Origin of the sequence: Rhodopseudomonas faecalis (genome assembly GCF_003217325.1) — a bacterium.
GTDB lineage: Bacteria > Pseudomonadota > Alphaproteobacteria > Rhizobiales > Xanthobacteraceae > Rhodopseudomonas > Rhodopseudomonas faecalis.
In genome coordinates this window covers 73,149-97,896 of record NZ_QJTI01000004.1, presented here as the reverse complement: position 1 = coordinate 97,896, position 24,748 = coordinate 73,149, and the positions used below count along the sequence as shown (strand labels likewise).

The 24,748-nt window shown below is 66.0% G+C and carries 20 protein-coding genes; 9 read left to right on the top strand and 11 right to left on the bottom strand.

Going from position 1 to position 24,748, the window contains the following annotated elements; translation table 11 throughout:
• From BJ122_RS05215 to BJ122_RS05190, 6 genes are all read right to left on the bottom strand, one after another.
• Entirely contained in the window at window positions 1-558 is a 558-nt protein-coding gene (locus tag BJ122_RS05215; protein WP_110780078.1) for a LemA family protein, read from the bottom strand.
• 133 nt (window positions 559-691) lie between these two features.
• A complete protein-coding gene (locus BJ122_RS05210) occupies window positions 692-1,675 on the bottom strand; it encodes a small ribosomal subunit Rsm22 family protein (protein ID WP_110780077.1) in 984 nt (327 codons plus the stop codon).
• 405 nt (window positions 1,676-2,080) lie between these two features.
• Window positions 2,081-5,545 carry a chromosome segregation protein SMC gene (gene smc / locus BJ122_RS05205; protein WP_110780076.1) on the bottom strand — a complete coding sequence of 1,155 codons (3,465 nt, stop codon included), beginning with the start codon at window positions 5,543-5,545 and terminating at the stop codon, window positions 2,081-2,083.
• A 470-nt stretch (window positions 5,546-6,015) separates the two neighbouring features.
• The gene (locus BJ122_RS05200; protein WP_110780158.1) at window positions 6,016-6,531 is read right to left on the bottom strand and encodes an REP-associated tyrosine transposase; all 516 of its coding nucleotides are present in this window, start codon (window positions 6,529-6,531) and stop codon (window positions 6,016-6,018) included.
• Window positions 6,532-6,769: 238 nt separating this feature from the next.
• The gene (locus tag BJ122_RS05195) at window positions 6,770-7,441 is read right to left on the bottom strand and encodes a DsbA family protein (RefSeq protein ID WP_110780075.1); all 672 of its coding nucleotides are present in this window, start codon (window positions 7,439-7,441) and stop codon (window positions 6,770-6,772) included.
• Between the two features lie 98 nt (window positions 7,442-7,539).
• A complete protein-coding gene (locus tag BJ122_RS05190) occupies window positions 7,540-8,016 on the bottom strand; it encodes a DUF721 domain-containing protein (protein WP_027278231.1) in 477 nt (158 codons plus the stop codon).
• Window positions 8,017-8,122: 106 nt separating this feature from the next.
• On the opposite strand from BJ122_RS05190, the gene mutY reads away from it, so the two are divergent.
• Window positions 8,123-9,214: an A/G-specific adenine glycosylase gene (gene mutY / locus BJ122_RS05185; protein ID WP_110780074.1), complete on the top strand. Its 1,092-nt coding sequence runs from the start codon at window positions 8,123-8,125 to the stop codon at window positions 9,212-9,214.
• 14 nt (window positions 9,215-9,228) lie between these two features.
• Here the strand turns inward: mutY and BJ122_RS05180 are convergent, their stop codons facing one another.
• Both BJ122_RS05180 and BJ122_RS05175 read right to left on the bottom strand, forming a co-directional pair.
• The gene (locus tag BJ122_RS05180) at window positions 9,229-9,558 is read right to left on the bottom strand and encodes a hypothetical protein (RefSeq protein WP_110780073.1); all 330 of its coding nucleotides are present in this window, start codon (window positions 9,556-9,558) and stop codon (window positions 9,229-9,231) included.
• 149 nt (window positions 9,559-9,707) lie between these two features.
• On the bottom strand, window positions 9,708-10,841 hold the full coding sequence (locus tag BJ122_RS05175; RefSeq protein WP_110780072.1) for a site-specific DNA-methyltransferase: 1,134 nt from the start codon (window positions 10,839-10,841) through the stop codon (window positions 9,708-9,710).
• Between the two features lie 233 nt (window positions 10,842-11,074).
• Between BJ122_RS05175 and ypfJ the strand changes: the two genes are divergently transcribed.
• Together ypfJ and moaB are read left to right on the top strand one after the other, a co-directional pair.
• Complete coding sequence (gene ypfJ, locus BJ122_RS05170; RefSeq protein ID WP_110780071.1) at window positions 11,075-12,013, top strand: KPN_02809 family neutral zinc metallopeptidase; 939 nt, start codon at window positions 11,075-11,077, stop codon at window positions 12,011-12,013.
• A gap of 230 nt (window positions 12,014-12,243) precedes the next feature.
• A complete protein-coding gene (gene moaB / locus BJ122_RS05165; RefSeq protein ID WP_110780070.1) occupies window positions 12,244-12,798 on the top strand; it encodes a molybdenum cofactor biosynthesis protein B in 555 nt (184 codons plus the stop codon).
• A gap of 21 nt (window positions 12,799-12,819) precedes the next feature.
• On the opposite strand, the gene BJ122_RS05160 is transcribed toward moaB, so the two are convergent.
• Entirely contained in the window at window positions 12,820-13,383 is a 564-nt protein-coding gene (locus tag BJ122_RS05160; RefSeq protein WP_110780069.1) for a glycosyltransferase family protein, read from the bottom strand.
• Window positions 13,384-13,587: 204 nt separating this feature from the next.
• Between BJ122_RS05160 and BJ122_RS05155 the strand changes: the two genes are divergently transcribed.
• The 3 genes from BJ122_RS05155 to BJ122_RS05145 all read left to right on the top strand — a co-directional run bounded on the left by BJ122_RS05155 (window position 13,588) and on the right by BJ122_RS05145 (window position 17,420).
• Window positions 13,588-14,745 carry a PA0069 family radical SAM protein gene (locus tag BJ122_RS05155; RefSeq protein ID WP_110780068.1) on the top strand — a complete coding sequence of 386 codons (1,158 nt, stop codon included), beginning with the start codon at window positions 13,588-13,590 and terminating at the stop codon, window positions 14,743-14,745.
• A gap of 315 nt (window positions 14,746-15,060) precedes the next feature.
• On the top strand, window positions 15,061-15,789 hold the full coding sequence (gene rnhB / locus BJ122_RS05150) for a ribonuclease HII (protein WP_110780067.1): 729 nt from the start codon (window positions 15,061-15,063) through the stop codon (window positions 15,787-15,789).
• Between the two features lie 122 nt (window positions 15,790-15,911).
• A complete protein-coding gene (locus tag BJ122_RS05145; protein WP_110780066.1) occupies window positions 15,912-17,420 on the top strand; it encodes a glycosyltransferase family 39 protein in 1,509 nt (502 codons plus the stop codon).
• An 8-nt stretch (window positions 17,421-17,428) separates the two neighbouring features.
• Here the strand turns inward: BJ122_RS05145 and BJ122_RS05140 are convergent, their stop codons facing one another.
• Entirely contained in the window at window positions 17,429-18,310 is an 882-nt protein-coding gene (locus tag BJ122_RS05140) for a uracil-DNA glycosylase (protein WP_110780065.1), read from the bottom strand.
• 381 nt (window positions 18,311-18,691) lie between these two features.
• Here BJ122_RS05140 and BJ122_RS05135 point away from each other — a divergent pair, with 381 nt between their 5' ends.
• The 3 genes from BJ122_RS05135 (at window position 18,692) to BJ122_RS05125 (ending at window position 23,258) form a co-directional block, all read left to right on the top strand.
• Window positions 18,692-20,350 (top strand): electron transfer flavoprotein-ubiquinone oxidoreductase, encoded by a 1,659-nt coding sequence (locus tag BJ122_RS05135; protein ID WP_110780064.1) that lies wholly within the window; start codon window positions 18,692-18,694, stop codon window positions 20,348-20,350.
• A 230-nt stretch (window positions 20,351-20,580) separates the two neighbouring features.
• Complete coding sequence (locus BJ122_RS05130) at window positions 20,581-22,362, top strand: tetratricopeptide repeat protein (protein ID WP_110780157.1); 1,782 nt, start codon at window positions 20,581-20,583, stop codon at window positions 22,360-22,362.
• A gap of 5 nt (window positions 22,363-22,367) precedes the next feature.
• Window positions 22,368-23,258, top strand: a complete 891-nt coding sequence (locus BJ122_RS05125) for a 4-(cytidine 5'-diphospho)-2-C-methyl-D-erythritol kinase (protein ID WP_110780063.1) — start codon at window positions 22,368-22,370, stop codon at window positions 23,256-23,258.
• Window positions 23,259-23,559: 301 nt separating this feature from the next.
• Here BJ122_RS05125 and BJ122_RS05120 read toward each other — a convergent pair whose 3' ends face one another.
• Window positions 23,560-24,570 (bottom strand): polyprenyl synthetase family protein, encoded by a 1,011-nt coding sequence (locus BJ122_RS05120; protein ID WP_110780062.1) that lies wholly within the window; start codon window positions 24,568-24,570, stop codon window positions 23,560-23,562.
• Between the last annotated feature and the right edge of the window lie 178 nt (window positions 24,571-24,748).

Below are 24,748 nucleotides of genomic sequence, written 5' to 3'. Positions count from 1 at the left end.
TCAGAACTTCACCTGCGGCACCTGTTCGACCTCGGTGCGCGAGCTGCCGAGATCGAAGAACTGCATCGGCAGGAAGCCGAGCGGCTTCGCCACCAGCGCGATCGGCATCTGCTCGATGCCGGTGTTGTATTCCTGAACCGCGTTGTTGAAGAACCGGCGGCTGGCGGCGATCTTGTTTTCGACGTCGGACAATTCGCTCTGCAACTGCTGGAAATTGGCGTTGGCTTTCAGGTCCGGATAGGCCTCGCCAAGCGCGATCAGGCGGCCGAGCGCGCCGGTGAGCTGGTTTTCCGCGGCGATGGTTTGGCCCGGCCCCTGCGCGGCGATCGCCGCGTTGCGGGCGCGGATCACCTCTTCCAGCGTGCCGCGCTCGTGCGAGGCGTAGCCTTTCACGGTTTCCACCAGATTGGGGATCAGGTCGTGACGCTGCTTGAGCTGTACGTCGATGTCGGCGAACGCTTGGCCGACGCGCTGGCGCAGCGCCACCAGCCGGTTGTAGGCGCCGAGCGCCAGCAGCACCAAAATCACGAGAACGCCAAGTACGATCCAGCCGGTCATGGCGGACACTCCTCAAGGGACCATCGGCGCAGCGTAATCCAATTTCGGCCAGCACGGCAGGGGCGATGGCGCGGCGCCGCAGCATCAGTCGGCGCGCGTCATCATCAGGTTCAAGCGTGGCTCTCTGGCCGCTTCATTGCGAATCGCTGCCGCGCAGCGCATCGCCCCAGGCCAGCTTCTTGGCGCGGGCATAGGCCGCCTTGTCACGGCGCGGGAAGGTGACGATGCCAACGCCGTCGTCGCTGCACAGTTTGACGCTGGCCGCGATTTTGGTGAGCTGCGGCTGGGTCAGCACGCGCGCCGCGCGCTCGGCCGGCGCCTGGCGGCTCAGCACCAGATAGCTGAACTTCTCGTCCTCATAGGGCACTTCGGCGGCCTTCAACTGCATGTGGGCGCGCGAGCGCGGCAAGCGCTGGGTGAAGTGGCACCAGTCGGGCTCGACCATCGGGCAGGCGCGCTCGTGCGGGCAGGGCGCAAGCACATGAGCGCCCTGGCCGATCAGCCGCGCACGCACATCGCGAATGCGCGCAAAGCCCGCGGGCGTGCCGGGTTCGATCACCAGCAGCGTGTCGGCGGTCTTCTGCCACAACAGATCGGCGAGCGCGCGCTGCGCGCTGTCGCTGATTTCGCTGATCATGTAACTGGCGATCACCAGCTCGGCGGGCTCGGCTTTGGCGAGCGTGGCGCGGGCATCACCGGCGAGGTAACCGAGCTGCGCCAGCCGTGGATCGTGCTGCGCCAATTCGAGCGCCAGGCTGCGCAGCGCCGGATTGGCATCGATCAGCGTGAAGGTGCCGAGCGATGCAAAAGCCTGCGCGGCGGCGAAGCTGGCGGTGCCGGGGCCGGCGCCGCAGTCGAGCAATGTGCTCGGCGCGATGTCGGCGCATAGTTCGCACAGCGCATTCAGGCTGGCCGCCACCGCGGCATAGGTCGCCGGCATGCGCACCAGCGCGTAAGCGAGCGCATCGGCGCGGCTGCGAATGACGCCGGAATGGCCGCCCTGACGATAAGCGGCCGAGATCGAAGCGGCGCGCGGCGCCAACTCAGTGCGCGCGGTGCCCTGCAGCGCATCGTCGAGCGCGGCTTTGATGGAGGGCGGGAGTTCGGGGCTGATCATGGGGTAGCGATTATGGCTGCGAGGTGAGGGGGAGCAACGCCCTCAACTATGACTCGTCATGCCCGCGCTTGTCGCGGGTATGCACGTCTTGAAGGCTGAGCAAGATCAAAAGACGTGGCTGGCCGGGACGAGAGCCCGGCCATGACGGCGGAGTGGTTGCCATTGGAATGAATGGTCGCCGCGCAATGTCTTGTCCCTCCCCCTTGTGCCTTGTGGGGAGGGGGCCCGGCAGAGCGCAGCGAAGCCGGGGCGGGTGGGGGGATCGCAAGGTGAGGACGTCTTTTTGTGGACCCCACCCCGGCCTCCGCTGCGCGCCATGCTACGCATCGCGCTTCGCTCGGCCGACCCTCCCCGCAAGGGTGAGGGAGACAATTTCGGCCGTGCTGCAAAAAGCCAGGAGCCAGCTCACGCCACGTTCTGATCCAAAATCTTCACCGCGTCGTCGAGGCCGACCGACACCAGCTGCGACACGCCGCGTTCCGCCATGGTGACGCCGAACAGCCGGTTCATGCGCGCCATGGTGATCGGATTGTGGGTGATGATGATGAAGCGGGTCTCGGTGGTCGAGGTCATCTCGTGCAGCAGGTCGCAGCACCGCTCGACGTTGTGATCGTCCAGCGGCGCGTCGACTTCGTCCAGCACGCAGATCGGCGACGGGTTGGTGAGGAACACCGCAAAAATCAGCGCCAGCGCGGTCAGCGCCTGCTCGCCGCCCGAGAGCAGCGACAGCGTCTGCGGTTTCTTGCCCGGCGGCTTGGCGACGATTTCGAGGCCGGCTTCCAGCGGGTCGTCGCTCTCGATCAGTTTTAGCTCCGCTTCGCCGCCGCCAAACAGCCGGGTGAACAGCCGCTTGAAGTGATTGTTGACGGTCTCGAACGAGGCTTGCAGCCGGTCGCGCGCTTCCTTGTTCAGGCTCTGAATGCCGCTGCGCAGCTTCTTGATCGCTTCCACCAGATCGTCGCGTTCGGACGCCAGCGTGCCGTGCGACGCTTCGACCTCGCGTAGTTCTTCTTCGGCGCGCAGATTGACCGCGCCGAGCCGCTCGCGATCGCGGCGCAGCTTTTCAAGATCGGCTTCGATCTCATGCAGCGGCGGCAGCGTGCTTTCCGGCGTGATCTCGGCGAGCCCAGCCACCGCCTGCGGCTCGACCTCCAGCATTTCGCGGATTTCGCGCTCAATGTCTTCCAGCCGGCGCCGCGAGCCTTCCATGCGTTCCTCGGCGCGGGCGCAGGCTTCGCGCGCGCTCGACAAGGCTTCCAGCGAGGTCTTGGCGGCGCGGTCGGTGTCGGCCATGGCGTTTTCCGCGGCGGCGAGCGCGTCGGCGGCGTTGCGGCGATCGGCTTCGGCGAATTCGATCTCGCTGATCAGCGCGGCGCGCTTTTCAGCAAACAGCATCGGCGCTTCTTCCAGGCCCTCGCGTTCGAGCTGCACTTCGGCGATACGCGCTTCGATGGTCGCGATCTGGCCCGCGGCGCCTTCGCTGCGCTTCTGCCAATCGGCACGCTCGGCGATGATCGCCTGCAGCCGGCGGTCGGCGAGTTCAGCTTCGCGCGCCAGCGCCTGCGCTTCAGCACGCACTTGCGCCGCCAGCCGGCGATGACCTTCGATTTCGCTGCGTACCGCGGTCAGCCGGTCCTCGGTTTCCAGCGAGGGCGGCAGGTCGCCCAATGCCGCTTCCGCCGCTTCCAACCCGCCGATCGCTTCCTGGCGGCTGGCATCGAGCCGCGAGCGCGCTTCGGCGAGCGCCGATTGCCGCGCGGCGTGGCGGTTGATCTCGCGCTCGGTGTTGGCCAGCCGTTCGCGGGCGACGTCGACTTCGCGGCGCGCGGCGCGCATCGCTTCGCGCGCTTCACTTTCCATCGCGGCGGCGGCTTTCAGCGCGGCGTCGGCCGATTCCAAAGCTTCGCGCTTGGCGGCGGCTTCGATGCGCGCCTCTTCCAGATTGGCTTCGATGTCGGCGAGCCGCGCCCGCTCTGCCAGCCGGCGGGCGGCGCCGGTCGGGGCGTGGGCGGAGGCGATGAAGCCGTCCCAGCGCCAGACGTCGCCATCCTTCGACACCAGCCGCTGCCCGGTCTTGAGCTGCGACACCAATGCGGCGCCTTGCTCCTTCTCGACCACGCCGATTTGCTTTAAGCGCCGCGCCAGTTCTGGCGGCGCGGTGGTCAGTGAGGCCAGCGACTGCACGCCTTCCGGCAGCTCGGGATCGACCTCCTGCACGCCGATCTCGGTCCAGCGCATCGGTGCGCTCGGATCGACCGGCGCGTCGAGATCATCGCCGAGCACGGCGCCGAGCGCCTTTTCAAAACCCTTGGCGACGGTGACGCCGTCGATGATCGGCGGCCACAGATTTTTGGACTCGCCGTCGAGAATTTTCGAAATGGTGCGCGCCTCGGTTTCCAGCCGCTGCACCTTGCGATCGGCTTCGGTCAGCGGGGCGCGCGAGCTTTCCAGCGTCTGGCGCGCGGCCTGATGGGCGGCTTCCGCGGCCTGGGCGCGCATCTCGCCTTCCGCCAGCGCTTCCATCGCCGCTTCGACGGTGGCCTGCAGCGTTTCGAGATCGCCGATGCCGCCGGTGACCTGCATCAGCCGCTCGATGTCGGCTTCGACGCCGGCGATTTCCTGATCGAGCCGCGCCAGCCGCTCGCGATGGCTGCGCACGCTGCCTTCAATCTGGCGGCGGCGCGCGCTCTGATCGGCGAGCGCGGTGGTGAGTTCCGCAAACACGCGCTCGGCCGCGGCCAGCGTCGCTTCGGCCTCGCTGACGCGGGCATCGACGCCGCTGCGCTGTTCAACGCGCTCCTTGATCTCCTCGCGCAGCTCGACGTCTTCGGTTTCCAGGCGCTGCAACGCCACCACCGCGTCGGACGATTGCTGCTGCTCGCGCGCGATGTCGGACTGGAACTGCATCAAGCGGCGATCAAGCTCGGTGGCGCGCTCGCGGGCGCGCACTTCCTCGCGGTCAAGTTGTTCGCGGGCGTTGGTGAGCCGCTGCAGGCCGGCGGCGGCGCGCGCCTCGGCTTCGCGCAGCCCGGGCAGATCGGCGGCGCGGATCGCCTGGATGCGGGCGGCCTCGGCCTGTTCGCGGGTGCATTCGGCGAGGTTGCGCACCGCGACGTCATGGGTCTGCGAGGCCTCGTTGACCGCGGCATGGGCGTTCAGCCAGCGCAGGTGATAGAGCGTGGCCTCGGCCTTGCGCACCTTGGCGGCGACGTCGCGAAAACGGATCGCCTGCCGCGCCTGCTTCTTCAGGCCGTCGATCTGTCCGGACAATTGGCCGATCACGTCTTCGACGCGGGTCAGATTGGTCTCGGCGGCTTTCAGGCGCAATTCTGCCTCATGGCGGCGGGCGTGCAGACCGGCGACGCCGGCGGCGTCTTCCAGCACGCGGCGGCGCTGTTCCGGCTTGGCCTGGATGATTTCACCGATCTTGCCTTGGTGCACCAGCGCCGGCGAGCGCGCGCCGGTGGCGGCGTCGGCGAACAGCAATTGCACGTCGCGGGCGCGCACTTCGCGGCCATTGATGCGATAGACCGAGCCGGCCTCGCGCTCGATGCGCCGGGAGATTTCCAAAATGTCGTGGTCGTTCACCGCGGCCGGCGCGGTGCGATCGCTGTTGTCGATCGTCATCACCACTTCGGCGTGGTTGCGCGAGGGGCGGTTGCCGGAGCCGGCGAAAATCACCGCGTCCATGTCGGCGGCGCGCAGCGACTTGTACGAGGTCTCGCCCATCGACCAGCGCAGCGCCTCAACGAGGTTCGACTTGCCGCAACCGTTCGGTCCGACCACGCCGGTCAGCCCCGGTTCGATCACGAAATCGGTCGGCTCCACGAAGGATTTGAAACCGTGCAGGCGAAGACGGGTGAGTTTCATGTAGCTGCTCTGTTGCGAGGGCTCCGAACTCGATTCGCGACTCTGCTGTAATCGGGCAGAATACCACTTCTGGTATGGTTCTGCCGGCAGAGCTGCCCTATCGAGGTCCTCAGGGGCCGGACAATGGCGGCCGCTGACCAGCGGGGCAACCGCGCCGGCCGGCTTTTCCCAAGGTGTTTTTGTGGCTTGTTGCTGAAAAAACAGGGGATTTCGTGGCGGCCAGGGGGCCGCAACCGGGGATGGATGTGGATAACGAGCCCGTAGCCCGGATGGAGCGCAGCGCAATCCGGGGCAGTCGCATGCAAAAAGGGATCGCACCGATTGCGATCGGCACGTCGCTTCATCCCGGATTTCGCTGTGCTTCATCCGGGCTACAGAGGATATGTGCGGCGTTTGTAGCCCGAATGGAGCGAAGCGTAATCCGGGGCATGCTGGCCGCGCTCTGAAAGACCGAAGGCGCAATCCCCGGATCAGTCCTCGCGCTCGCCAAAACCTGCAGCGTCAAGGTTGCTATGGCCTCCCCAATCCGGCGGCAGCAGCCCGGCTCGAACGAAGTGATGCAGCGAGGAATGAGGCCTCGCGCCGGGTGACGAGACCAACCCGTGCTTCACCGGGTTGAAGTGGATGTAGTTGGCGCAGCGTTCGAAATCGGCCTCGTCACGGATCGTGTGTTCCCAGTAGCGGTGCTGCCACAGCGCACGTTCACCGCCTCCATTGACTGCCATGCTGCGTGAGAACGCGGCCTTGATCGCTTTCCAGCGTCCGGGAAAGTCGGCATCACCTGCCGGCAGCGTCCAAATGGCGTGCAGGTGATCCGGCAGGATCACGATGGCATCAATGACGAACGGCTTGCGAGACCGGGTTTGGCGGAACGCCTCACGCAGTAGGTCGATATGGGTGATCAGTGCGGAGGACTGGCGGTTTGCGAGCGTGACGGTGAAGAAGAACGTCCCACCAGGGAGAAGATTGCGCCGATATCGCACCATCGCGGCATGCCTCGCCAAGGTGGTTTGGAGGCAACCGTATCCCGTAGCCCGGATGGAGCGCAGCGCAATCCGGGGCAGTCGCATGCAAAAAGGGATCGCACCGATTGCGGTCGGCACGTCGCTTTATCCCGGATTTTACTGCGCTCAGGGATGTTGGGGGCGTGACCCGGATTTCGCTGCGCTTCATCCGGGCTACAGGGTGTCATGCGGCGTTTGTAGCCCGGGGGACTAGAGTGCCTCACTCCTTCAGCAGGTCCTTGAGGCGCTTGTCGAAGTCCTCAAAAGTGCCAAAGCCGCGCAGCATCTCGCCATTGATGAAGAAGGTCGGGGTCGCGTTCACCTTCAACACCTCATTGGCGTATTTTTGATCGGCGGCGATCTTGTCGAGCAACGCCTGGTCCTTGAGGCAGGCTTCCACCGCCTGCTCCGACAGGCCGGCCTGCTTGCCGATCCGCTTCAGCGACGCGGTGGTGTCCTTCAGCACCCATTCGGTCTGCTGCCGGAACAGCAGTTCAGTCACCGCGAAATATTTGGCGGCGTCATCCTTGGCGATGCAGCGCGTCAGCATCGAGCCGGCCGCGGCCTTGATGTCGAGCGGAAACTCGCGGAACACGAACTTGATCTTGTTGGTGTCGATATACTTCGCCTTGATCTTGGGCAGCACTTCCTCGGTGAACGTCCCGCAATGGCCGCAGGTCAGCGAAGCGTATTCGACGATGGTGACGGTGGCGTTCGGATTGCCGATCGCCATGTCCGGCAGCGCGCCCGGCTTGGCGACCTCAGCGGCGGTCGGCGAACCGGCCGATTGCGCGGCAGCCTGGCCGATCAATGGCAGCGGCGACAACGCGGTGAGGGCGAGCAGCCCGGTCAGCGACAAAGCGGCGGTAAAGGCGCGGCGCGTGATAATCAAGGCAGCTCTCCCGGATACGGCATGGCGGATGCGGCAATTCGCGTAGCTTGAAACGCGGCAGGTGGCAATGCCGCTGCGCAGGCGGGCGCGGGGCAGGCTCACGTCCGCTTGAGGGCGGCGCCAAGCCGGGCCAGCGCGCCGCGCAGCGCCTCGTCCTCGATCGCGCCGAGATTTTGCGCCACCTGTTCGACCGCGGCCGGATCGAGCCGGCGCGGCGCCGGCCGGTCGCGCCGGCTGAGCGGCGCCTGGCGCAGCGACAGTTTGCCGACCGCGTTCCAGCCGAAAAACCGATTGACCCGCTGCAGGATCACGTCGGCGGCGTGCTGGATTTCGAGCGCCATCGGCCCATCGACCCGCAGCACCAAAGTGGCCGGGCGCTGTTCCTGGCCATCGACGGGGCGCGGCCATTGCAGCTTGAGCGGCTCGGCATGGGCGGCGATTTCGGGTCCGGCGATCTCCTGCCAGCGCAGCACCAGTTCGCGCGACGCAAAACCCTGGCGGGCGAAGGCGTCGGCAAACACGCCGCCAAGCAGCGCGGACAGAGGTTTTGCGGGGATCGGGCGGGGTTTTGCCATGACGGGTCTATAGCATCGCCGCTGTCGACAAGCGACCGCGCCGCCTGTCGCAATGGCCCCGCTCTGGCATAAAATACCGCAACCCACAGGGAGACTGCCGCCAGCCATGACCTCGCCCGCCGCGCGCCGGCTTTCGATCTCAACCGCCGAGCCCGGCCATGCCGCGCGGCTCTTGGTCTGGTACGACCAAAACGCCCGGGTGCTGCCCTGGCGGGCGCGGCCCGGCACCGCCGCCGATCCGTACCGGGTTTGGCTGTCGGAGATCATGCTGCAACAGACCACGGTGAAAACCGTCGGGCCGTATTTTGCCAAATTCCTGGCGCGCTGGCCGGATGTCGCGGCGCTGGCGGCGGCGCCGCGCGAGGAGGTGCTGCAGATGTGGGCCGGGCTCGGCTACTACTCGCGCGCCCGCAATCTGCACGCCTGCGCGCTGGCGGTGGTGCGCGATCATGGCGGCGCCTTTCCGGACGACGAGGCCGGCTTGCGGCAATTGCCGGGCATCGGGCCCTATACCGCGGCGGCGATCGCCGCGATCGCATTCGGCCGCCATTGCATGCCGGTCGATGGCAATATCGAGCGGGTGGTGACCCGGCTGTTCGCGGTCGAGCAGCCGCTGCCGCAGGCCAAGCCGCAAGTGCAGGAGCAGGCCTTGATGCTGGCCGGCGAGGGGCGGGCCGGCGACAGCGCGCAAGCGATGATGGATCTTGGCGCGACGCTGTGCACGCCGAAAAAGCCGAGCTGCGTGCTGTGTCCGCTACAGCCTGATTGCGCGGCGTGCCGCCGCGGCGATCCCGAGACTTTTCCGCGCAAGGCACCGAAGAAGACCGGCGAGCTGCGGCGCGGCGCGGCCTTCATCGTGCGGCGCGGCGATCAGTTGTTGCTGCGCAGCCGCGCCGATAAGGGGCTGCTCGGCGGCATGACCGAAGTCCCGGGTTCCGAATGGCTCCCTGGGCAGAGCGACGCCGCGGCGCGGCGGCAGGCGCCGGTGCTGCCGGGCTTGTCGCGCTGGCGGCGGCGGCCGGGCGTGGTCAGCCACGTGTTCACGCATTTTCCGCTGGAACTTGTGGTCTATGTCGCCGATGCACCGGCCGGCACAAAGCCGCCCGATGGCATGCGCTGGGTCGCGATCGACGCACTGGAAGGCGAAGCGCTGCCCAATGTGATGCGCAAGGTGGTGCGCCACGGCCTTGGCGACTGACCGGGCGCCGCGCCTCACACCCTGCGGTCGGTGATGAAGCCGGTCTGGCCCGTTTTGGTGGCCTGCTTCTCGGCGGCTTCCTTGACCATCTCGGTGATCTTCTTCTCGACCTTCTGGCGCTCCTCAAACGGCATCGCCTTCAATTTCTCTTCGGTCAGGCCGAGCTGCGACAACAGCGCGTCGCGCATCTTTTCAGCGGGCGTCTTTTTGGCAAAGGCGAGGAACTTTTCCTCAGGGCTCTGCTCCGCTACCGCGGGTTTGCCGGTGGCTTTGTTGGCGGTTGCGCTGCGCGCCGTGGCTGCGCTGCTGCTGCTGGACGTGAATGCACTGGCGGCATCGACCATCACGACCTCTCCCCAGGACTCGTGTGCTTGCGTGGCAAAGCACGAGCAAATTCGATGCCTGGAAAATCGTGTGGAAGATCAATGCGGGGCGCCGTGGCGCCGCGCGCTGCTGGAAAAACTTGCCGGCAGTTTTGTCCAGGCGGGCTGGATCAGCCCGCCACCATGCCGCTGCGGATTTCGGCGCGCAGCTCGTCGATCAGTCGCAGACCCTTGTTGGTCTCGACGTGCCAGAACGTCCAGCCATTGCAGGCTTCCGAGCCCTGCGCCACCGCGCCAATGCGGTGGATCGAACCGACCTTATCGCCGAGCATGATGGCGCCGTCGGCGCGCACCAAAGCGCCGTGGCGCTTTTTGGAATCGACCAGCTTGGTGCCGGGCGAGATCATGCCGCGCTCGATCAGTTCCGAAAACGCCACGCGCGGCGCGCTGCGCGGCGTGACGAACGGCGCCAGCGTGTCTTCCGACAGCGGCTCAATGGCAGCGATGCGCGCTTCGGCAGCGGCGGCGTAGTCATGGTCGCGCTCGAAGCCGATGTAGTTGCGGCGCAGCCGCTTGGCCACCGCGCCGGTGGTGCCGGTGCCGTTGAACGGATCGACGATCAGATCGCCAGGGTTGGACGAGGCGAGCAGCACGCGCGCCAACAACCCTTCCGGCTTCTGGGTCGGATGGATCTTCTTGCCGTCGGCGCCCTTGAGCCGTTCCTCGCCGGTGCACAGCGGGATCAGCCAGTCGGAACGCGCCTGCACGTCCTCATTGGCGGCTTTCAGCGCTTCGTAGTTGAAGGTGTAGCCCTTGGCGTTTTCATCGCGCGCCGCCCAGATCATGGTCTCGTGCGCGTTGGTGAACCGGCGGCCGCGGAAATTCGGCATCGGGTTGGCTTTACGCCACACGATGTCGTTCAGGATCCAGAAGCCGAGATCCTGCATGATCGCGCCGACGCGAAAGATGTTGTGATACGAGCCGATCACCCAGATCGTCGCCGTCGGCTTCATGATGCGCCGGCAGGCAAGCAGCCAGGCGCGCGTGAAGTTGTCATAGGCGGCAAAGGAATCGAACTTGTCCCAGGCGTCGTTGACGGCATCGACATGCGATTCGTCGGGACGCTTCAGGTCGCCTTTGAGTTGCAGGTTATAGGGCGGATCTGCAAAGATCAGATCGACCGAAGCCTTAGGCAACTTGGACATGCCGGCGACGCAATCGCCGATCACGACGCGACTGTCCGGAACGGACTCAAAATTCGTGCGGGGCGCCCTTGCAGACGCCCCGCTACGCGACTCAACCATGACTCAAATACTCTGACTCAGGTGACGCTGTCGGCGACGCGGGACCAAACAACCGACTGGCCCACACAATGACTCGGCAAAGTAAAAATCGACTTAATTGCTAACTGCTTCGTGCTAGGCAAAATTTGCCGAGGGCGCTAATGGTTAACCGTTGGGAAAGACCACGGCCGCGGGCTATTATTACGAGCCGCATTGATGTTGCAGCGCGGCCGCTTGAATGAAGGACGATCGCCATGCGTTACGATGATTTCCGTCGCAGCGACAACATCGACGACCGACGCGACGAAGAAGGCGGCGGCGGCGGAGGTGGTGGCGGTTTCGGATTTCCGATGGGCGGCGGCGGGCTCGGCATCGGCACCATCATCGTGCTCGGCCTGATCGGCTGGGCGGTCGGCATCGATCCGCGCTTGCTGATCGGCGGTGCCGAGATCATTTCCGGCTCGCGCGAGTCGGCGGGTTATGAGCAGGAACATCGGCCGAGTTCCTCCAAGAAGGACGGCGCGCCGACCGATGAGATGGGCGACATGATCGCCGGCGTGCTCGGCGAGATCGACGATCGTTGGACCGAGATCTTTAAGGACAGCAACCAGAAATATGTCGGGCCGCGCATCGTGCTGTTCCGCGGCGTCACCAATGGCGGGCGCTGCGGCATGGCCAATGCGGCGATGGGACCGTTCTATTGTCCGCCTGACAAACAGATCTATCTCGACACCAGCTTCTTCAAACAGGTCGAGACCCGGTTCCGCGGCTGCACCGGCAGCGCCTGCAAATTCACCACCGCCTACATCATCGCCCATGAGGCTGGTCATCACGTGCAAAACCTGCTCGGCATTTTGCCGCGGGTGACAAGGATGCAGGAACAGTCCGGCAGCCGCGCCGCGTCCAACGCACTGCAGGTCAAGGTCGAACTGCAGGCCGACTGCTTGTCCGGCGTCTGGGTCAACCGCGAAGTCAAGCGGCGGCCGAACTTCCTGGAGGACGGCGACATCGACGCCGCGCTCAAGACCGCAAGCGCGATCGGCGACGATACGTTGCAGCGCAAGGCGGGCCGCGAAGTGGTGCCGGATTCCTTCACGCACGGTTCCGCCGAGCAGCGCAAGCGCTGGTTCATGGTCGGCTTTCAGCAGGGCACCGTGGCGGCCTGCAACACGTTTGCGGCGGAGCGGCTGTAACGGCGCGGGCCATGTGAGGCGCCGTATCTGAAGCGCGCGCATCTGAGGCGCGCCGGATCGCGTTTCGGCGCGCTCACACCAGCGCCGTTAGCCGTTGGTCGCTGCTATGGCGGCCAGTCCTGTTGTCACAACGAGGGCTGCCGGCAATGCTTGCTCTGCTAACGTATTAGCGCCACCATGGTCGCCGCCGCCCAGCACACGTTTCCAGACACGCTCCTTCCGGTCGCGACATGCCGCATCACGAACAGCCGCAAAAACCGTTCATCCCGCTCAGCATCGCGGTGCTGACCATTTCCGATAGTCGCTCGCTTGCTGATGATCGCTCCGGCACGGTGCTGGTCGACCGGCTGTCGACTGCTGGCCATAAACTCGCGGCGCGCGACATCGCAACCGACGACGTCGAGGCGATCCGCGCGGTGGTCAGCGACTGGATCGATGATCCCGGCATTGACGTGATCATCACCACCGGCGGCACCGGCTTCACCGGCCGCGACGTCACGCCGGAAGCGATCGAGCCACTGTTTGAAAAGCGCATGGACGGCTTCTCGGTGGTGTTCCACATGCTGAGCTATGGCAAGATCGGCACTTCGACCGTGCAGTCGCGTGCCACCGCCGGCGTCGCGAACGCCACCTATATCTTCTGCCTGCCGGGCTCGCCGGGCGCCTGCAAGGATGGCTGGGACGGCATTTTGGCGGCGCAGCTCGATTATCGCACCAACCCGTGCAATTTCGTCGAGATCATGCCGCGGCTTGACGAGCATCTGCGCCGCGACAAGGCGCGCTAACCGACGCTGGCAGGGCTGTGATTACAGCCGCACCAAGCGGCTGCGCAGCTCGGCGCGGGCGCTACGCCCCAGCCGGCGCAGCAAGCCGGTTTCGGAACCGGCCGCGGCATAGCCACCAAGCTGATCATAATGACGGCGCGCGATCAGCACGCCCTCATCGCCGCGCGGGCCCGCGATCAGGCGCGTCAGCGCGCGCACCCTGTCGCGCCAGCCGGTGTCGGCATAGGGCGAGGGCGCGTAGCGGAAGATGCCGGCGCGCGGCCGGCCAGCGTCCGACACCACCTTGATGAACTGCGCGCTCTCATCGATCCAGCCGGAGTCGGGGATCGCGCCAGCCTGCAGAAACAGCAGCCACTCCGATTTGGTCTGCGCTGCGCCAGCGGCCATCGCCGCGGCGCGCGATCCGGCAAAGGCCATGAAGCGGCAGCCGGCGACATCGGCGACCCGTTCGATCTCGCTGCTGCCGGGGCGATCGACCAGAATCACGTCGCTGACCACGCCGGCCGCGACGCCAGACACCAGCGCCGTCAGCGTGGCAACGGCTGACCGCTCTTCGCCCTCGGTCGGAATCACGACGCTCAACATCGGGCTTGCGCCACCTCGCTGACAATTGCGCCGCACCGTTAGCACTGCGCCGCCGGGAAATCAGCCGGGCCGGCTGCGGTTTTTGCGGGCAGTGGCCTGGGGAGTGAATCGTGACGCGGCTCCTGGGGTTCGAACGAATTGACAGCTTTACCGCCCCTTCATTTTGTTCTAGCTTTGTTCTTGTTATGTGCTAGGCTGAGAACCATGAGAAAAGCTACCGCTGCCCTCAAGCACCCGCCAGCTACGTCGTCCCCCCTAGCGGCGGGTGCGCCTCTTTCGCTGCCGGAGCCGACCAATATCGATCCGGAGCGCCGCCGTGGCCGCGGCGCGCAGTCCAACGCCAGCGGCCGTTTTGAGGCCGAGGCCCGGGGCGCGTTCGATGATGGCTGGCAGAGCCTGGAAGAACTGCCGCCGTTCAAGACCACGGTCGGGATCGACAGCGCCCGCAAGGTGATCACCCGCAACGACTCGCCGGATATTGGCTTCGACCGTTCAATCAATCCCTATCGCGGCTGCGAGCATGGCTGCGTGTACTGCTTCGCGCGGCCGACCCACGTCTATCTCGGGCTGTCGGCCGGGCTGGATTTCGAGGCGCGGCTGTTCGCCAAGCCGGATGCGCCGGCGCTGCTCGCCAAGGAGCTGGCGGCGCCGGACTATGAGCCGAAGATGATCGCGATCGGCACCAACACCGATCCCTATCAGCCGATCGAGCGCGAGCAGCGCATCATGCGCGGCATCCTCGAAGTGCTGGATAAAGTCGGCCATCCGGTCGGCATCGTCACCAAATCGGCGCTGGTGACCCGCGACATCGATATTTTGGCGCGGATGGCCAAGCGCCAGCTGGTCAAGGTCGGGCTGTCGGTGACCACGCTCGATCCCAAACTGGCGCGGGCGATGGAGCCGCGCGCTTCGACGCCCACCAAGCGGCTGGAGGCTTTGCAGCAGCTCGCGGCGGCAGGCATTCCGACCACGGTGATGGTGGCCCCGGTGATCCCGGCGCTCAATGATTGCGAGATCGAGCGGATTCTCGATGCCGCCGCCCATGCCGGCGTCAAGGAAGCGAGCTATGTGCTGCTGCGCCTGCCGCTCGAGGTGCGCGATCTGTTCCGGGAATGGCTGGTCGCCAACTATCCGGACCGCTATCGCCACGTGTTCACGCTGATCCGCGAGATGCGCGGCGGCCGCGACTACGATCCGCAATGGGGCACGAGAGGCAAGGGCACCGGGCCGCTCGCCTGGATGATCGGCCGGCGCTTCGAGGTCGCCTGCGCCAAGCTCGGGCTCAACAAGCGGCGTTTTAAGCTGACCACTGATCATTTCGCGCGGCCGGCGCGGGTCAGCCAACAGCTCAGCCTGTTCTGAGCGCGGACGGGGGACGGCCCGAACTGGATGGGCGGAGGCCATGATACCAGCGGCCCTCAATTGTGCCCCGTCATGCCCGCGCTTGGCGCGGGTATCCACGCCTTAAAATCGTCGCAAGATCAAAGACATGGATGGCCGGGACGAGCCCGGCCATGACGTGCGGAGTGGTTGGTATCAATCGCCGTTGGCCTGAGCCTTCGGGTGGCTGCCGCGCCGCCATCGTGCCGCGCCGCCGGGCGCTGCGGAGGTGGTGGATTGTGGGTATGACGGCAGTTCCGGGTTGCGCGGGCAGGGCCGAGCCCGCAGCATCCGGCCATGATTCGTGCCCCCTCGAAATCCGCGGCCAAGAAGGGCGTAAAGCCAGTGGTTGCGCCCACCTTCTCGCGTGAGCGGGCGCTGCTCAAGCGCGGCATCTGGCCGGTGGCGGGCTGCGACGAGGCCGGGCGCGGGCCGCTCGCCGGGCCGGTGGTGGCTGCCGCGGTGGTGCTCGATCCGAAACGGATTCCCAAAGGGCTCGACGATTCCAAGCGGCTGACCGCCGACAAGCGCGAGGCGCTGTTTGAGGAAATCTGCGCCAGCGCGGCCGTTGCGGTCGCCTATGCCTCGCCGGCGCGCATCGAGCGCGACAACATCCTGCAAGCTTCGCTCTGGGCGCTCGGCCGCGCGGTCGCCGCGCTGCCCGAGCCGCCGCAGCACGTCTTTGTCGATGGCCGCGACAAGATCATCACCCCTTGCGGCTGCGACGCGGTGATCGGCGGCGACGGGCTGATCCTGTCGATCGCCGCGGCCTCGATCATCGCCAAGGTGGCGCGCGACCGGCTGATGTGCCGGCTCGCCGACGAGCTGCCGGGCTATGGTTTTGACAATCACAAGGGCTATGGCGTGCCCGAGCATCTGGCCGCGCTCGACCGGCTTGGCCCGACCAAGCATCACCGCCGCGGCTTTGCGCCGGTAGCCGCGGCCTATGACCGGCTGGCGGCGCAGCCGGCCGCGCCCGCGCTTGAAGAAGCGCCCGATCTGTTCGATCTGGCCGCCTCGGCGTGAGCCTGGCGCGCCGCGGTGCGCGCGAAAGCCACAGGTAAAAGCGATTCCGGTGTTTCTTTGGGTCTGAACTTGGCTATTGGTGGCAGCGGCCAACCGCACACTCGCCAGGATTGACCCCCTTGATGCGTTTTACCTCCCTGATCGTCGAGCTGATACGCGCCCGGCCGAGGCTGGTGTTCTGGCTGGCGGTGTCGATCCAGTCCGGGTTGTGGCTGCTGCTGCCGCTGCTGTTCTACGCCAGCCCGCCGCGCGATCTCGCGATGGTGCTGGCGATCGGCCGTGAGCATCAGGTTGGCAGCGAATTCGGCCCGCCGCTGGCGTTCTGGCTCGCCGATCTCGCGTTCCGGCTCGCCGGTAATCACGTCGCGGGCGTCTATCTGCTGGCACAGCTGTCCGCGGTGCTGACCTTCTGGGCGCTGCATCAGCTGGCGCGGGCCATGGTCGGGGCGCAGCATGCGGTGATCGCGGTGTTGCTGACCCTGACCGTCACGGTGTTTGCCGCGCCCGGCGTCGAGTTCGGGCCGCTGCTGCTGCTACGGCCGCTCTGGGCGCTGCTGCTGCTGCATCTGTGGCAGATCATCGGCGAGGGCCGCCGCAATGCCTGGTTCGCGCTGTCGATCGATGTCGGGCTGCTGCTGCTGGCGGCGCCATCGGCCGCGCCATTGCTGCTGCTGCCGATCGGCTTTGCGCTGGTGCATCCGCGGGGCCGTCGTGCTTTGGCTTCGGTCGATCCGCTCTATGCGCTATTGGTGATCGCGGTCTTGGTGCTGCCCTATGGCATCTGGCTGCTGCGCGGCGGCGTGGTGCCGCTGCCGGAATTGCCGGCGCCCGACCAGCTCGCGGCGCGGGCGCTGCATTGGGGCGAATTGCTGATCGCGCTGCTGGTGCCGCTTGCCGGCATCGCGGCGCTGGCCGCGCTCAATCTCAAACAGCTCGGCGGCAGCGCCGAGCCGCCGAGCCTGCATCGGCCGCCGGTCGATCCGTTGGCGCGGCAGTTTGTGTATTTCTTCGCGCTGGCGCCGGCAGTGGCCGGCAGCGTGCTCGGCGCGCTGTTTGGCTTCGATCAGGTGGTCGGCGGCGCCGGGGTGGCGCTGCTGCTGGCCGGGCTGGCGGTGGTGATCCTGAGCGGCGATGTGATCTATCTGCGCCGGCAGCGGCTGCTGCGCGTCGCCTGGGGCGTGGCGGTGGCGGCGCCCGCGGCAGTGCTGATCACGCTGATCGTGGTGCAGCCCTGGACCGGCGGCGCCGAGCGCGACACCTCGCTGCCGGCGCGCGACATCGCAAGGTTTTTTAGCGACAGTTTTGAGCGGCGCACCAACAAGCCGCTCGAGGCGGTGGCGGGCGATCCGCATCTGGCGGCGTTGATCGGCCTGGGCCCAACCCGGCCGCATTGGCTGCGCGATGCCGCGCCCGAAAGCACGCCCTGGCTGACGCTGGAGGAATTCGCCAAGGTCGGCGGTGTGGTGGTGTGGCGCGCCTCCGACACCGTCGGCCTGCCGCCTGCCGAGATCGCCAAGCGCTTTCCTGACCTGGTGCCGGAAATTCCGCGCGCCTTTGAATGGATGATTTCCGGCCGGCAACCGCTGCTGCGGATCGGCTGGGCGATCGTGCGGCCCAAACCGGCGCCGTAACGCTTTAACTAAACCGCGGGCGTTTGCAGCGCGCGCGACACCGCGCACAAATCCTGCCAGGACAGCCGTTTGTAGCTCGGCTGGCGCAGCAGATAGGCGGGGTGGAAGGTCGGCAGCGCCCGGATGGTGCGGCGCCCGGTGTCATAATCGACCCAGCGGCCGCGGGTGCGCATGATGCCCTCGCGCGTCGCCAGGAGCGCCTGGGTCGAGGGATTGCCGAGTGTCATAATCACGTCGGGATCGACCAGTTCGATCTGCCGGGTGATGAATGGCAGGCAGATTTGCGTTTCCTGCGGCGTCGGCGTGCGGTTGCCGGGCGGGCGCCATGGGATGACATTGGCAATGTACACCGATGTCCGGTCGAGCCCGATCGCCGCCAGCATGCGGTCGAGCAGCTGGCCGGAGCGGCCGACAAACGGCAAGCCCTGCAAATCTTCGTCACGGCCCGGCGCTTCGCCGATCAGCATCAGCCGCGCCTGTGGATTGCCATCGGCGAACACCAGCCGCGTCGCGGTGGCTTTCAGGGCGCAGCCGTCAAACCGCTCCATCAGCTCGCGCAGCGCCTCCAGCGTCGGTGCACTGCGCGCCAATTCGCGCGCCGAGGCGATCGCGGCTTCTGGAATGACGACCGTAGCTGCTGGCGCTGCCCCAGATGGCGCCCCTGGCGGCGGCCGCGACGGCGCCGCGGCCGAAGAAGCGGCCGGCGACGAAGCGGCTTGGCGTTGCGCGGGCTCGATCGCCGGCGCGGCCATCGCGGCGTCGTCCTCCAGCAGCCGGTTCACCGGCTCGTCGAGCAGTGCACAATCGACGCCCGCCGCGGCGTAAAACGCCAGCAGCTCTCGGACGGTCAGGCTGTGCTCAGCCGATATCGGGCTGTGCTCAGGCGACATCGGTGCTGATAACCGTGGGGCGGAATTGGTGGTTCACTTGCTCCTCACAGGGCCGTCTCAGCAGGCCGTTTCACAAAGGCCGTTTCACAAAGGCCATCTTACACCGCCGTCTTACAGGATTGTCACGATCGAACCAGCGCCGGCCTGGTTCCGAAAGCCGGCTGCAACCATCAGGCGGTGACGCCGTTGCGCGTTGGCCACTGCCCGAGGCGACGCCTGATCATGCCATCAGCAGGCTGAAAGCGCGCCGACAGCAGCGCCAAAGGGCCTTTCTCAAGTGAACTACCACGGCGGTGGTACATTTGGGAGGTTGTTCTCGAACGAAAAATCGGAAACAACATCTTTTGGAAACGTCCCCTAAGAGGTCTGCGAGACAATAGCATGAGTGCTGAAGAGTTGCCGCCCCGCGAGTCCATGGAATTCGATGTCGTCATCGTGGGCGCGGGACCTTCGGGTCTTGCCGCGGCGATCCGGCTCAAGCAGCTCAACGCCGACCTCTCGGTCGTTGTGGTCGAAAAGGGCTCCGAAGTCGGCGCCCACATCCTGTCGGGCGCGGTGATCGATCCGACGCCGCTCGATGCGCTATTGCCCGGCTGGCGCGAGGATACGAGCTGTCCGCTCAACACCCACGTCACCGATGACCATTTTTACGTGATGACCAGCAAGCGGTCGTACAAGGTGCCGAGCATCCTTGTGCCGCCAATGCTGAACAACCACAAAAACCTGATCGGCTCGCTCGGCGATCTGTGCCGCTGGCTGGCGCCGCAGGCCGAAGCGCTCGGCGTCGAAATCTATCCGGGCTTTGCCGCCACCGAAGTGCTGTATGGCGACAACGGCGAAGTGCGCGGCGTCGCCACCGGTGACATGGGCATCGGCCGCGACGGCCAGCCCAAGGATTCCTACACCCGCGGCATGGAGCTGCTCGGCAAGTACACGTTGTTTGCAGAAGGCGCGCGCGGCAGCCTGTCCAAGCAACTGATTGCCAAGTTCAAGCTCGACAAGGACAGCGATGCGCCGAAATTCGGCATCGGTCTGAAGGAAATCTGGCAGATCGATCCGAAGAAGCACAAGAAGGGCCTGGTCGCGCACTCGTTCGGCTGGCCGCTCAGCGACAATATCGGCGGCGGTTCGTTCCTGTATCATTACGGTGATAATCTGGTGTCGATCGGCTTCGTGGTGCATCTCAACTACGAAGATCCGTATCTGTCGCCGTTCGACAATTTCCAGCGTTTCAAGACCCATCCGTCAATCAGCAAGATCTTTGAAGGTGCCAAGCGCATCTCCTATGGCGCGCGCGCCATCACCGAAGGTGGCTATCAGTCGGTGCCGCGCCTGTCCTTCCCGGGCGGCGCGCTGATCGGCTGCGCCGCGGGCTTCGTCAACGTGCCGCGCATCAAGGGCGTGCACAACGCGCTCGGCAGCGGCATGCTGGCGGCCGAACACGTCGCCGCCGCGCTCAAGGCCGGCCGCACCAATGACGAGCCGGTGGAATATGAAAACGCCTGGCGCGAGTCCGCGGTTGGCAAGGACCTGTTCAAGATCCGCAACATCAAGCCGCTGTGGTCGAATTTCGGCACCCGGGTCGGCGTGGTGCTGGCCGGCTTCGAAATGTGGTGCGCCACGCTCGGCTTCTCGTTCTTCGGCACGCTGTCGCATGGCAAGCCGGACCGCTCGACGCTCGATACCGCCAAGGAGCACGAGCCGCATCCGCCGGTCAAGCCGGATGGCAAGCTGACCTTCGACCGGCTGTCGTCGGTGTTCCTGTCCAACACCAACCATGAGGAAGACCAGCCGGTTCACCTCAAGGTCGCCGATCTGGCGCTGCAAAAGACTTCCGAGCACGACGTTTTCGCCGGTCCGTCCGGTCGTTACTGCCCGGCCGGGGTCTATGAATGGGTCGAGGAAGCCGCCGGTCCGCGTTTTGTCATCAATGCGCAAAACTGCGTCCACTGCAAAACCTGCGACATCAAGGACCCGAACGGCAACATCACCTGGGTTCCGCCGGAGGGCGGCGGCGGGCCGAATTATCAGGGAATGTGACGGCGTCAGCGATCAGGAGCCTCCGAGGCCACGATGCCGCCACGTTGCGGGCGTTCTCGGAGGTGGACTGACGTGGCGGCGGCATGCCGCAGTGGCGGCGCGGGCAGAGCCTTCGCCGCGCCTTGCGGTGAACCGCCAAAAGCGGCATTGTCGGCCGGTGGGTGATGCTGCCGGTCCGGTTTCGCATCCGTGAAACCCGTCAATCCTCGATCCTGGAGCTCGGCACACCGATGCGATCAAACCGATGTCGTCGCCCGTTGCTGGTTGCACTGACGCTGGCGCTGCTGCCGCTGTCGGGGCCATTGGCGGCGCAGACGCCGGATCATCCGAGCGACAACGGCGCGCACTATCCCAGCAAGACTGATCTGAAGACGCTGACTTCCGCGGGCAGCTATCTCGCCGCCCGCCACGCCAGCGTCGAGCGCGACGCGGCGGCGGCGGCGACCTTCTATCGGTCGGCGCTACGCAACGATCCCAAGAACAACGAACTGCTCGACCGCGCCTTCATCTCCTCGCTCGCCGATGGCGGCATCGACGAGGCGGTGAAACTGGCCGAGCGGATTCTGACCATCGACAAAAACAACCGCGTGGCGCGGCTGGTGGTCGGCGTCCGCGATCTCAAGACCAAGCGCTATGCCGCCGCGCAGCAGAACATCGCGCAGTCGGTGCGCGGCCCGATCACCGATCTGGTCGCGACCTTGCTCGGCAGCTGGGCGGCTTATGGCGCCGGCGACGTCAAGGGCGCGGTCACCGCGATCGACCGTCTGGCCGGGCCGGAATGGTACCCGATCTTCAAGGACCTGCATTCCGGCATGATGCTGGAGCTGGCGGGCCGGCAGAAGGACGCCGGCGCGCGGCTGGAGCGAGCTTACAAGCTCGATGACAGCGCGCTGCGCGTGGTCGAGGCCCATGGCCGCTGGCTGTCGCGCAACAAGGACGCCGCCTCGGCGCTGGCGGTGTTCGAGGCGTTTGACAAGAAGCTGCCGCGTCATCCGCTGGTGGTTGATGCCATCAACGAACTCAAGGCCGGCAAGAAGCTGCCGCCCTTGGTCGATAGCGCCCAGGCCGGCGCTGCGGAAGCGCTGTATGGCATCGGCGCGTCGCTGACCCGGCGCGGCGGCGAAGACCTGGCGCTGGTCTATCTGCAGCTCGCGCTCTATCTGCAGCCGCAGCATTCGCTGGCGCTGCTGGCGCTCGGCGATCTCTATGAATCGGTGAAGAAGCCGCAGATGGCGATCACCGTCTATGAGCGGGTGCCGGCGAATTCGCCGCTGAAGCGCAATGCGCAGATTCAGCTCGCCACCAATCTCGACTCTGCCGATCGCAGCGAAGAAGCGATTACGCTGCTGAAGTCGGTGACCGCCGAAGACGCCACCGATCTCGACGCGATCATGGCGCTCGGCAATATCGAGCGCGGCCGCAAGAAGTTCGCCGATTGTGCGGTGACCTACACCAAGGGCATCGACGCGCTGCGCGGCGATGAAAAGAATACCTGGGTCTATCATTACTTCCGTGGCATCTGCGAGGAGCGTTCCAAGCAGTGGGCCAAGGCCGAAGTCGACATGAAGAAGGCGCTCGAGCTGCAGCCCGAGCAGCCGCATGTGCTGAACTATCTCGGCTATTCCTGGATCGACCAGGGCATCAATCTCGACCAAGCGATGCAGATGATCAAACGGGCGGTCGATCAGCGCCCCGATGACGGCTACATCGTCGACTCGCTCGGCTGGGCCTATTACCGGATCGGCAACTACGAAGAAGCGGTCAAGCATCTCGAACGTGCCGTCGATCTGAAGCCGGAAGATCCGACCATCAACGATCATCTCGGCGATGCTTATTGGCGCGTGGGCCGCAAGCTGGAAGCACGCTTCCAGTGGACCCATGCGCGCGACCTCAAGCCCGAGCCTGAGGAATTGCCGAAGATCGAGGCGAAGATTGCGAACGGCCTGCCTGACGAGCCGGCGCCGTCGTCTGCTGAGGCAGACAAGAAGAAAGACAACGGCAAGGGCGGCTGATGGCAATGACGGACGCGGTTGTGACGGCGCTGAGCGATCAGGCACGCGCCAAGGTCAATCTCACGCTGCGCGTGGTCGGCCGCCGTGCCGATGGCTATCACGAGCTGGAAAGCGTGGTGGTGTTCGCCGATTGCGCCGACGCGCTGACGCTGACGCCCGGCGAAGAGCTGGGCCTGACCGCCACCGGGCCGCGCGTGGAAGAATGCGGCGCCACCGCCGACAATCTGGTGCTGAAAGCGGCGCGGCTGCTCGGCGAGCTGGTGCCCGGCCTCAAGGTCGGCCGCTTCTCGCTCGACAAGCAATTGCCGATCGCGGCCGGCATTGGCGGCGGCTCGGCCGATGCCGCTGCGGCATTGCGGCTGCTGGCCAAGCTGAACGGCTTGGCGTTCGATGATCCGCGGCTGATGGAAGCCGCGCGTCGCACCGGCGCCGATGTGCCGGTGTGTGTGGGCTCGGCGTCCTGCATCATGAGCGGCATCGGCGAGCGGCTGCAGAAGCTGCCATTGCCGCTTCTGCCGGTGGTGATGGTCAATCCGCGGGTCGGCGTCGCCACCAAGGACGTGTTCACCGCGCTCGGACTGAAGAACGGCGAATTGCGCGCCGCTGGTCAGGTCGCGCCGGCCTGGCCGCAAGGCGATGCGCCGTTGGCCGACTGGATTGCGGCGCTGCTTGCTGGCGTCAACGATCTGGAAGCGCCGGCCAAGCAGGTGCAGCCCGTGGTCGGCGAGGTGCTGGCGGTGCTGGCTGCTGCCGACGGTTCGCGTTTGACGCGGATGTCCGGTTCAGGGGCCACTTGCTTTGCGCTGTTCGGCAGCGATGCTGAAGCCGCCGCGGCCGCGCGCGCGATCAGCGCCGCGCATCCGAACTGGTGGGTGCACGCTGGCAGCCTGAGCTGATCCGGCGCGCTTTCGCTTCCACCGAAGCCGGCGTTTTCACACCATCATCACCCATCAACGTCCGTCATTCCGGGGCGCGCCGTCAGGCGCGAACCCGGAATCTGGACGTGTTCAGCGATGTGAGGATTTCAACCGCTCGGGATTCCGGGTTCGCTCGCATGCGCGAGCGCCCCGGAATGACGGTGCCAATAGCCCGAGCGAGCGCCGCTTATAGCGTTTTCCAGCGAAGTGGATTCCGGGTTCGCTCGCTGACGCGAGCGCCCCGGAATGACGAGGTCTGTGTCGGAAGGTGTCGCGCCGCTTAGTGCGAGCGCGCCAGGCAGAACGCCACCACCTGCTCCAGCGCCGTCTTCATCGGCGAGGACGGGAACAGTGCCAGCGCATCGACCGCCATCGCACCGTAGTGGTGGGCGCGCTGAATGGTGTCCTCCAGCGCGCGGTGCTTGGTCATCAACCCGATCGCCTGATCGAGATCGGCGTCGGTGATCTCGCCGCGCTCCAGCGACTTGATCCAGAACGCGCGCTCGGCGTCGTTGCCGCGGCGGAACGCCAGCACCACCGGCAGCGTGATCTTGCCCTCGCGGAAATCGTCGCCGACATTCTTGCCGAGCTTGGCAGCCTTGCCGCCATAGTCGAGCACGTCGTCGATCAGCTGGAAGGCGATGCCGATATTCATGCCGAACGAGCGGCAGGCCGACTGCTCGGCCTTGGGCCGCTCGGCGATCGCCGGACCGACCTCGCAGGCCGCGGCGAACAATTCGGCGGTCTTGCCGCGAATCACCGCGAGATATTCGTCCTCAGTGGTCGCGGTATTTTTGGCGGCGGCGAGCTGCATCACCTCGCCCTCGGCGATGGTGGCGGACGCCGACGACAGGATGTCGAGCGCGCGCAGGCTGCCGACCTCGACCATCATCCGGAACGCCTGGCCGAGCAGGAAGTCGCCGACCAGCACGCTGGCCTCGTTGCCCCACAGCATGCGCGCCGACTTCTTGCCGCGGCGCATCTCGCTCTCGTCGACCACGTCGTCATGCAGCAGCGTTGCGGTGTGCATGAACTCGACCGCGGCGGCGAGCTTGATGTGGCCGTCGCCGTCATAGCCAGTGAGATTGGCCATCGCCAGCGTCAGCATTGGACGCAGCCGTTTGCCGCCAGAGGAAATCAGATGGTTGGCGACCTCCGGGATCATCGTCACGTCAGAGCCGGTCCGTGAGATGATGGTGGCGTTGACGCGCTTCATGTCGGCTGCGACAAGCTCGACCAGTTGGTCGATCGAAGCGGTCGTTGGCCCCTCGAAGGGTACGATGACGGCCACGCTGGGTCTCCAAATCCGTGGAGCGACGCAGGCGGACCCGAAATGGTCCGCTCGGAAGGCTCCGATTCCATATCACGGAGCCAAACGCTCCGTGCTCGAACGCCACACTATAACATCCCGGCTGCCATGTAACCCGGAAGCCGGCGGGCCAGACGGGCCGCGGCAGCTATAATGCAGG

Excerpts from the sequence above, each read along its gene's own strand:
- smc (WP_110780076.1), bottom strand. The coding sequence starts at position 5,545 with ATGAAACTCACCCGTCTTCGCCTGCACGGTTTCAAATCCTTCGTGGAG.
- BJ122_RS05190 (WP_027278231.1), bottom strand. The coding sequence starts at position 8,016 with ATGGCAAAACCCCGCCCGATCCCCGCAAAACCTCTGTCCGCGCTGCTT.
- BJ122_RS05130 (WP_110780157.1), top strand. The coding sequence starts at position 20,581 with ATGCGATCAAACCGATGTCGTCGCCCGTTGCTGGTTGCACTGACGCTG.
- BJ122_RS05145 (WP_110780066.1), top strand. The coding sequence starts at position 15,912 with ATGCGTTTTACCTCCCTGATCGTCGAGCTGATACGCGCCCGGCCGAGG.
- ypfJ (WP_110780071.1), top strand. The coding sequence starts at position 11,075 with ATGCGTTACGATGATTTCCGTCGCAGCGACAACATCGACGACCGACGC.
- rnhB (WP_110780067.1), top strand. The coding sequence starts at position 15,061 with ATGATTCGTGCCCCCTCGAAATCCGCGGCCAAGAAGGGCGTAAAGCCA.
- mutY (WP_110780074.1), top strand. The coding sequence starts at position 8,123 with ATGACCTCGCCCGCCGCGCGCCGGCTTTCGATCTCAACCGCCGAGCCC.
- BJ122_RS05215 (WP_110780078.1), bottom strand. The coding sequence starts at position 558 with ATGACCGGCTGGATCGTACTTGGCGTTCTCGTGATTTTGGTGCTGCTG.
- BJ122_RS05155 (WP_110780068.1), top strand. The coding sequence starts at position 13,588 with ATGAGAAAAGCTACCGCTGCCCTCAAGCACCCGCCAGCTACGTCGTCC.
- BJ122_RS05180 (WP_110780073.1), bottom strand. The coding sequence starts at position 9,558 with ATGGTCGATGCCGCCAGTGCATTCACGTCCAGCAGCAGCAGCGCAGCC.
- BJ122_RS05160 (WP_110780069.1), bottom strand. The coding sequence starts at position 13,383 with ATGTTGAGCGTCGTGATTCCGACCGAGGGCGAAGAGCGGTCAGCCGTT.
- BJ122_RS05175 (WP_110780072.1), bottom strand. The coding sequence starts at position 10,841 with ATGGTTGAGTCGCGTAGCGGGGCGTCTGCAAGGGCGCCCCGCACGAAT.
- BJ122_RS05140 (WP_110780065.1), bottom strand. The coding sequence starts at position 18,310 with ATGTCGCCTGAGCACAGCCCGATATCGGCTGAGCACAGCCTGACCGTC.
- BJ122_RS05135 (WP_110780064.1), top strand. The coding sequence starts at position 18,692 with ATGAGTGCTGAAGAGTTGCCGCCCCGCGAGTCCATGGAATTCGATGTC.
- BJ122_RS05200 (WP_110780158.1), bottom strand. The coding sequence starts at position 6,531 with ATGGTGCGATATCGGCGCAATCTTCTCCCTGGTGGGACGTTCTTCTTC.
- BJ122_RS05125 (WP_110780063.1), top strand. The coding sequence starts at position 22,368 with ATGACGGACGCGGTTGTGACGGCGCTGAGCGATCAGGCACGCGCCAAG.
- moaB (WP_110780070.1), top strand. The coding sequence starts at position 12,244 with ATGCCGCATCACGAACAGCCGCAAAAACCGTTCATCCCGCTCAGCATC.
- BJ122_RS05210 (WP_110780077.1), bottom strand. The coding sequence starts at position 1,675 with ATGATCAGCCCCGAACTCCCGCCCTCCATCAAAGCCGCGCTCGACGAT.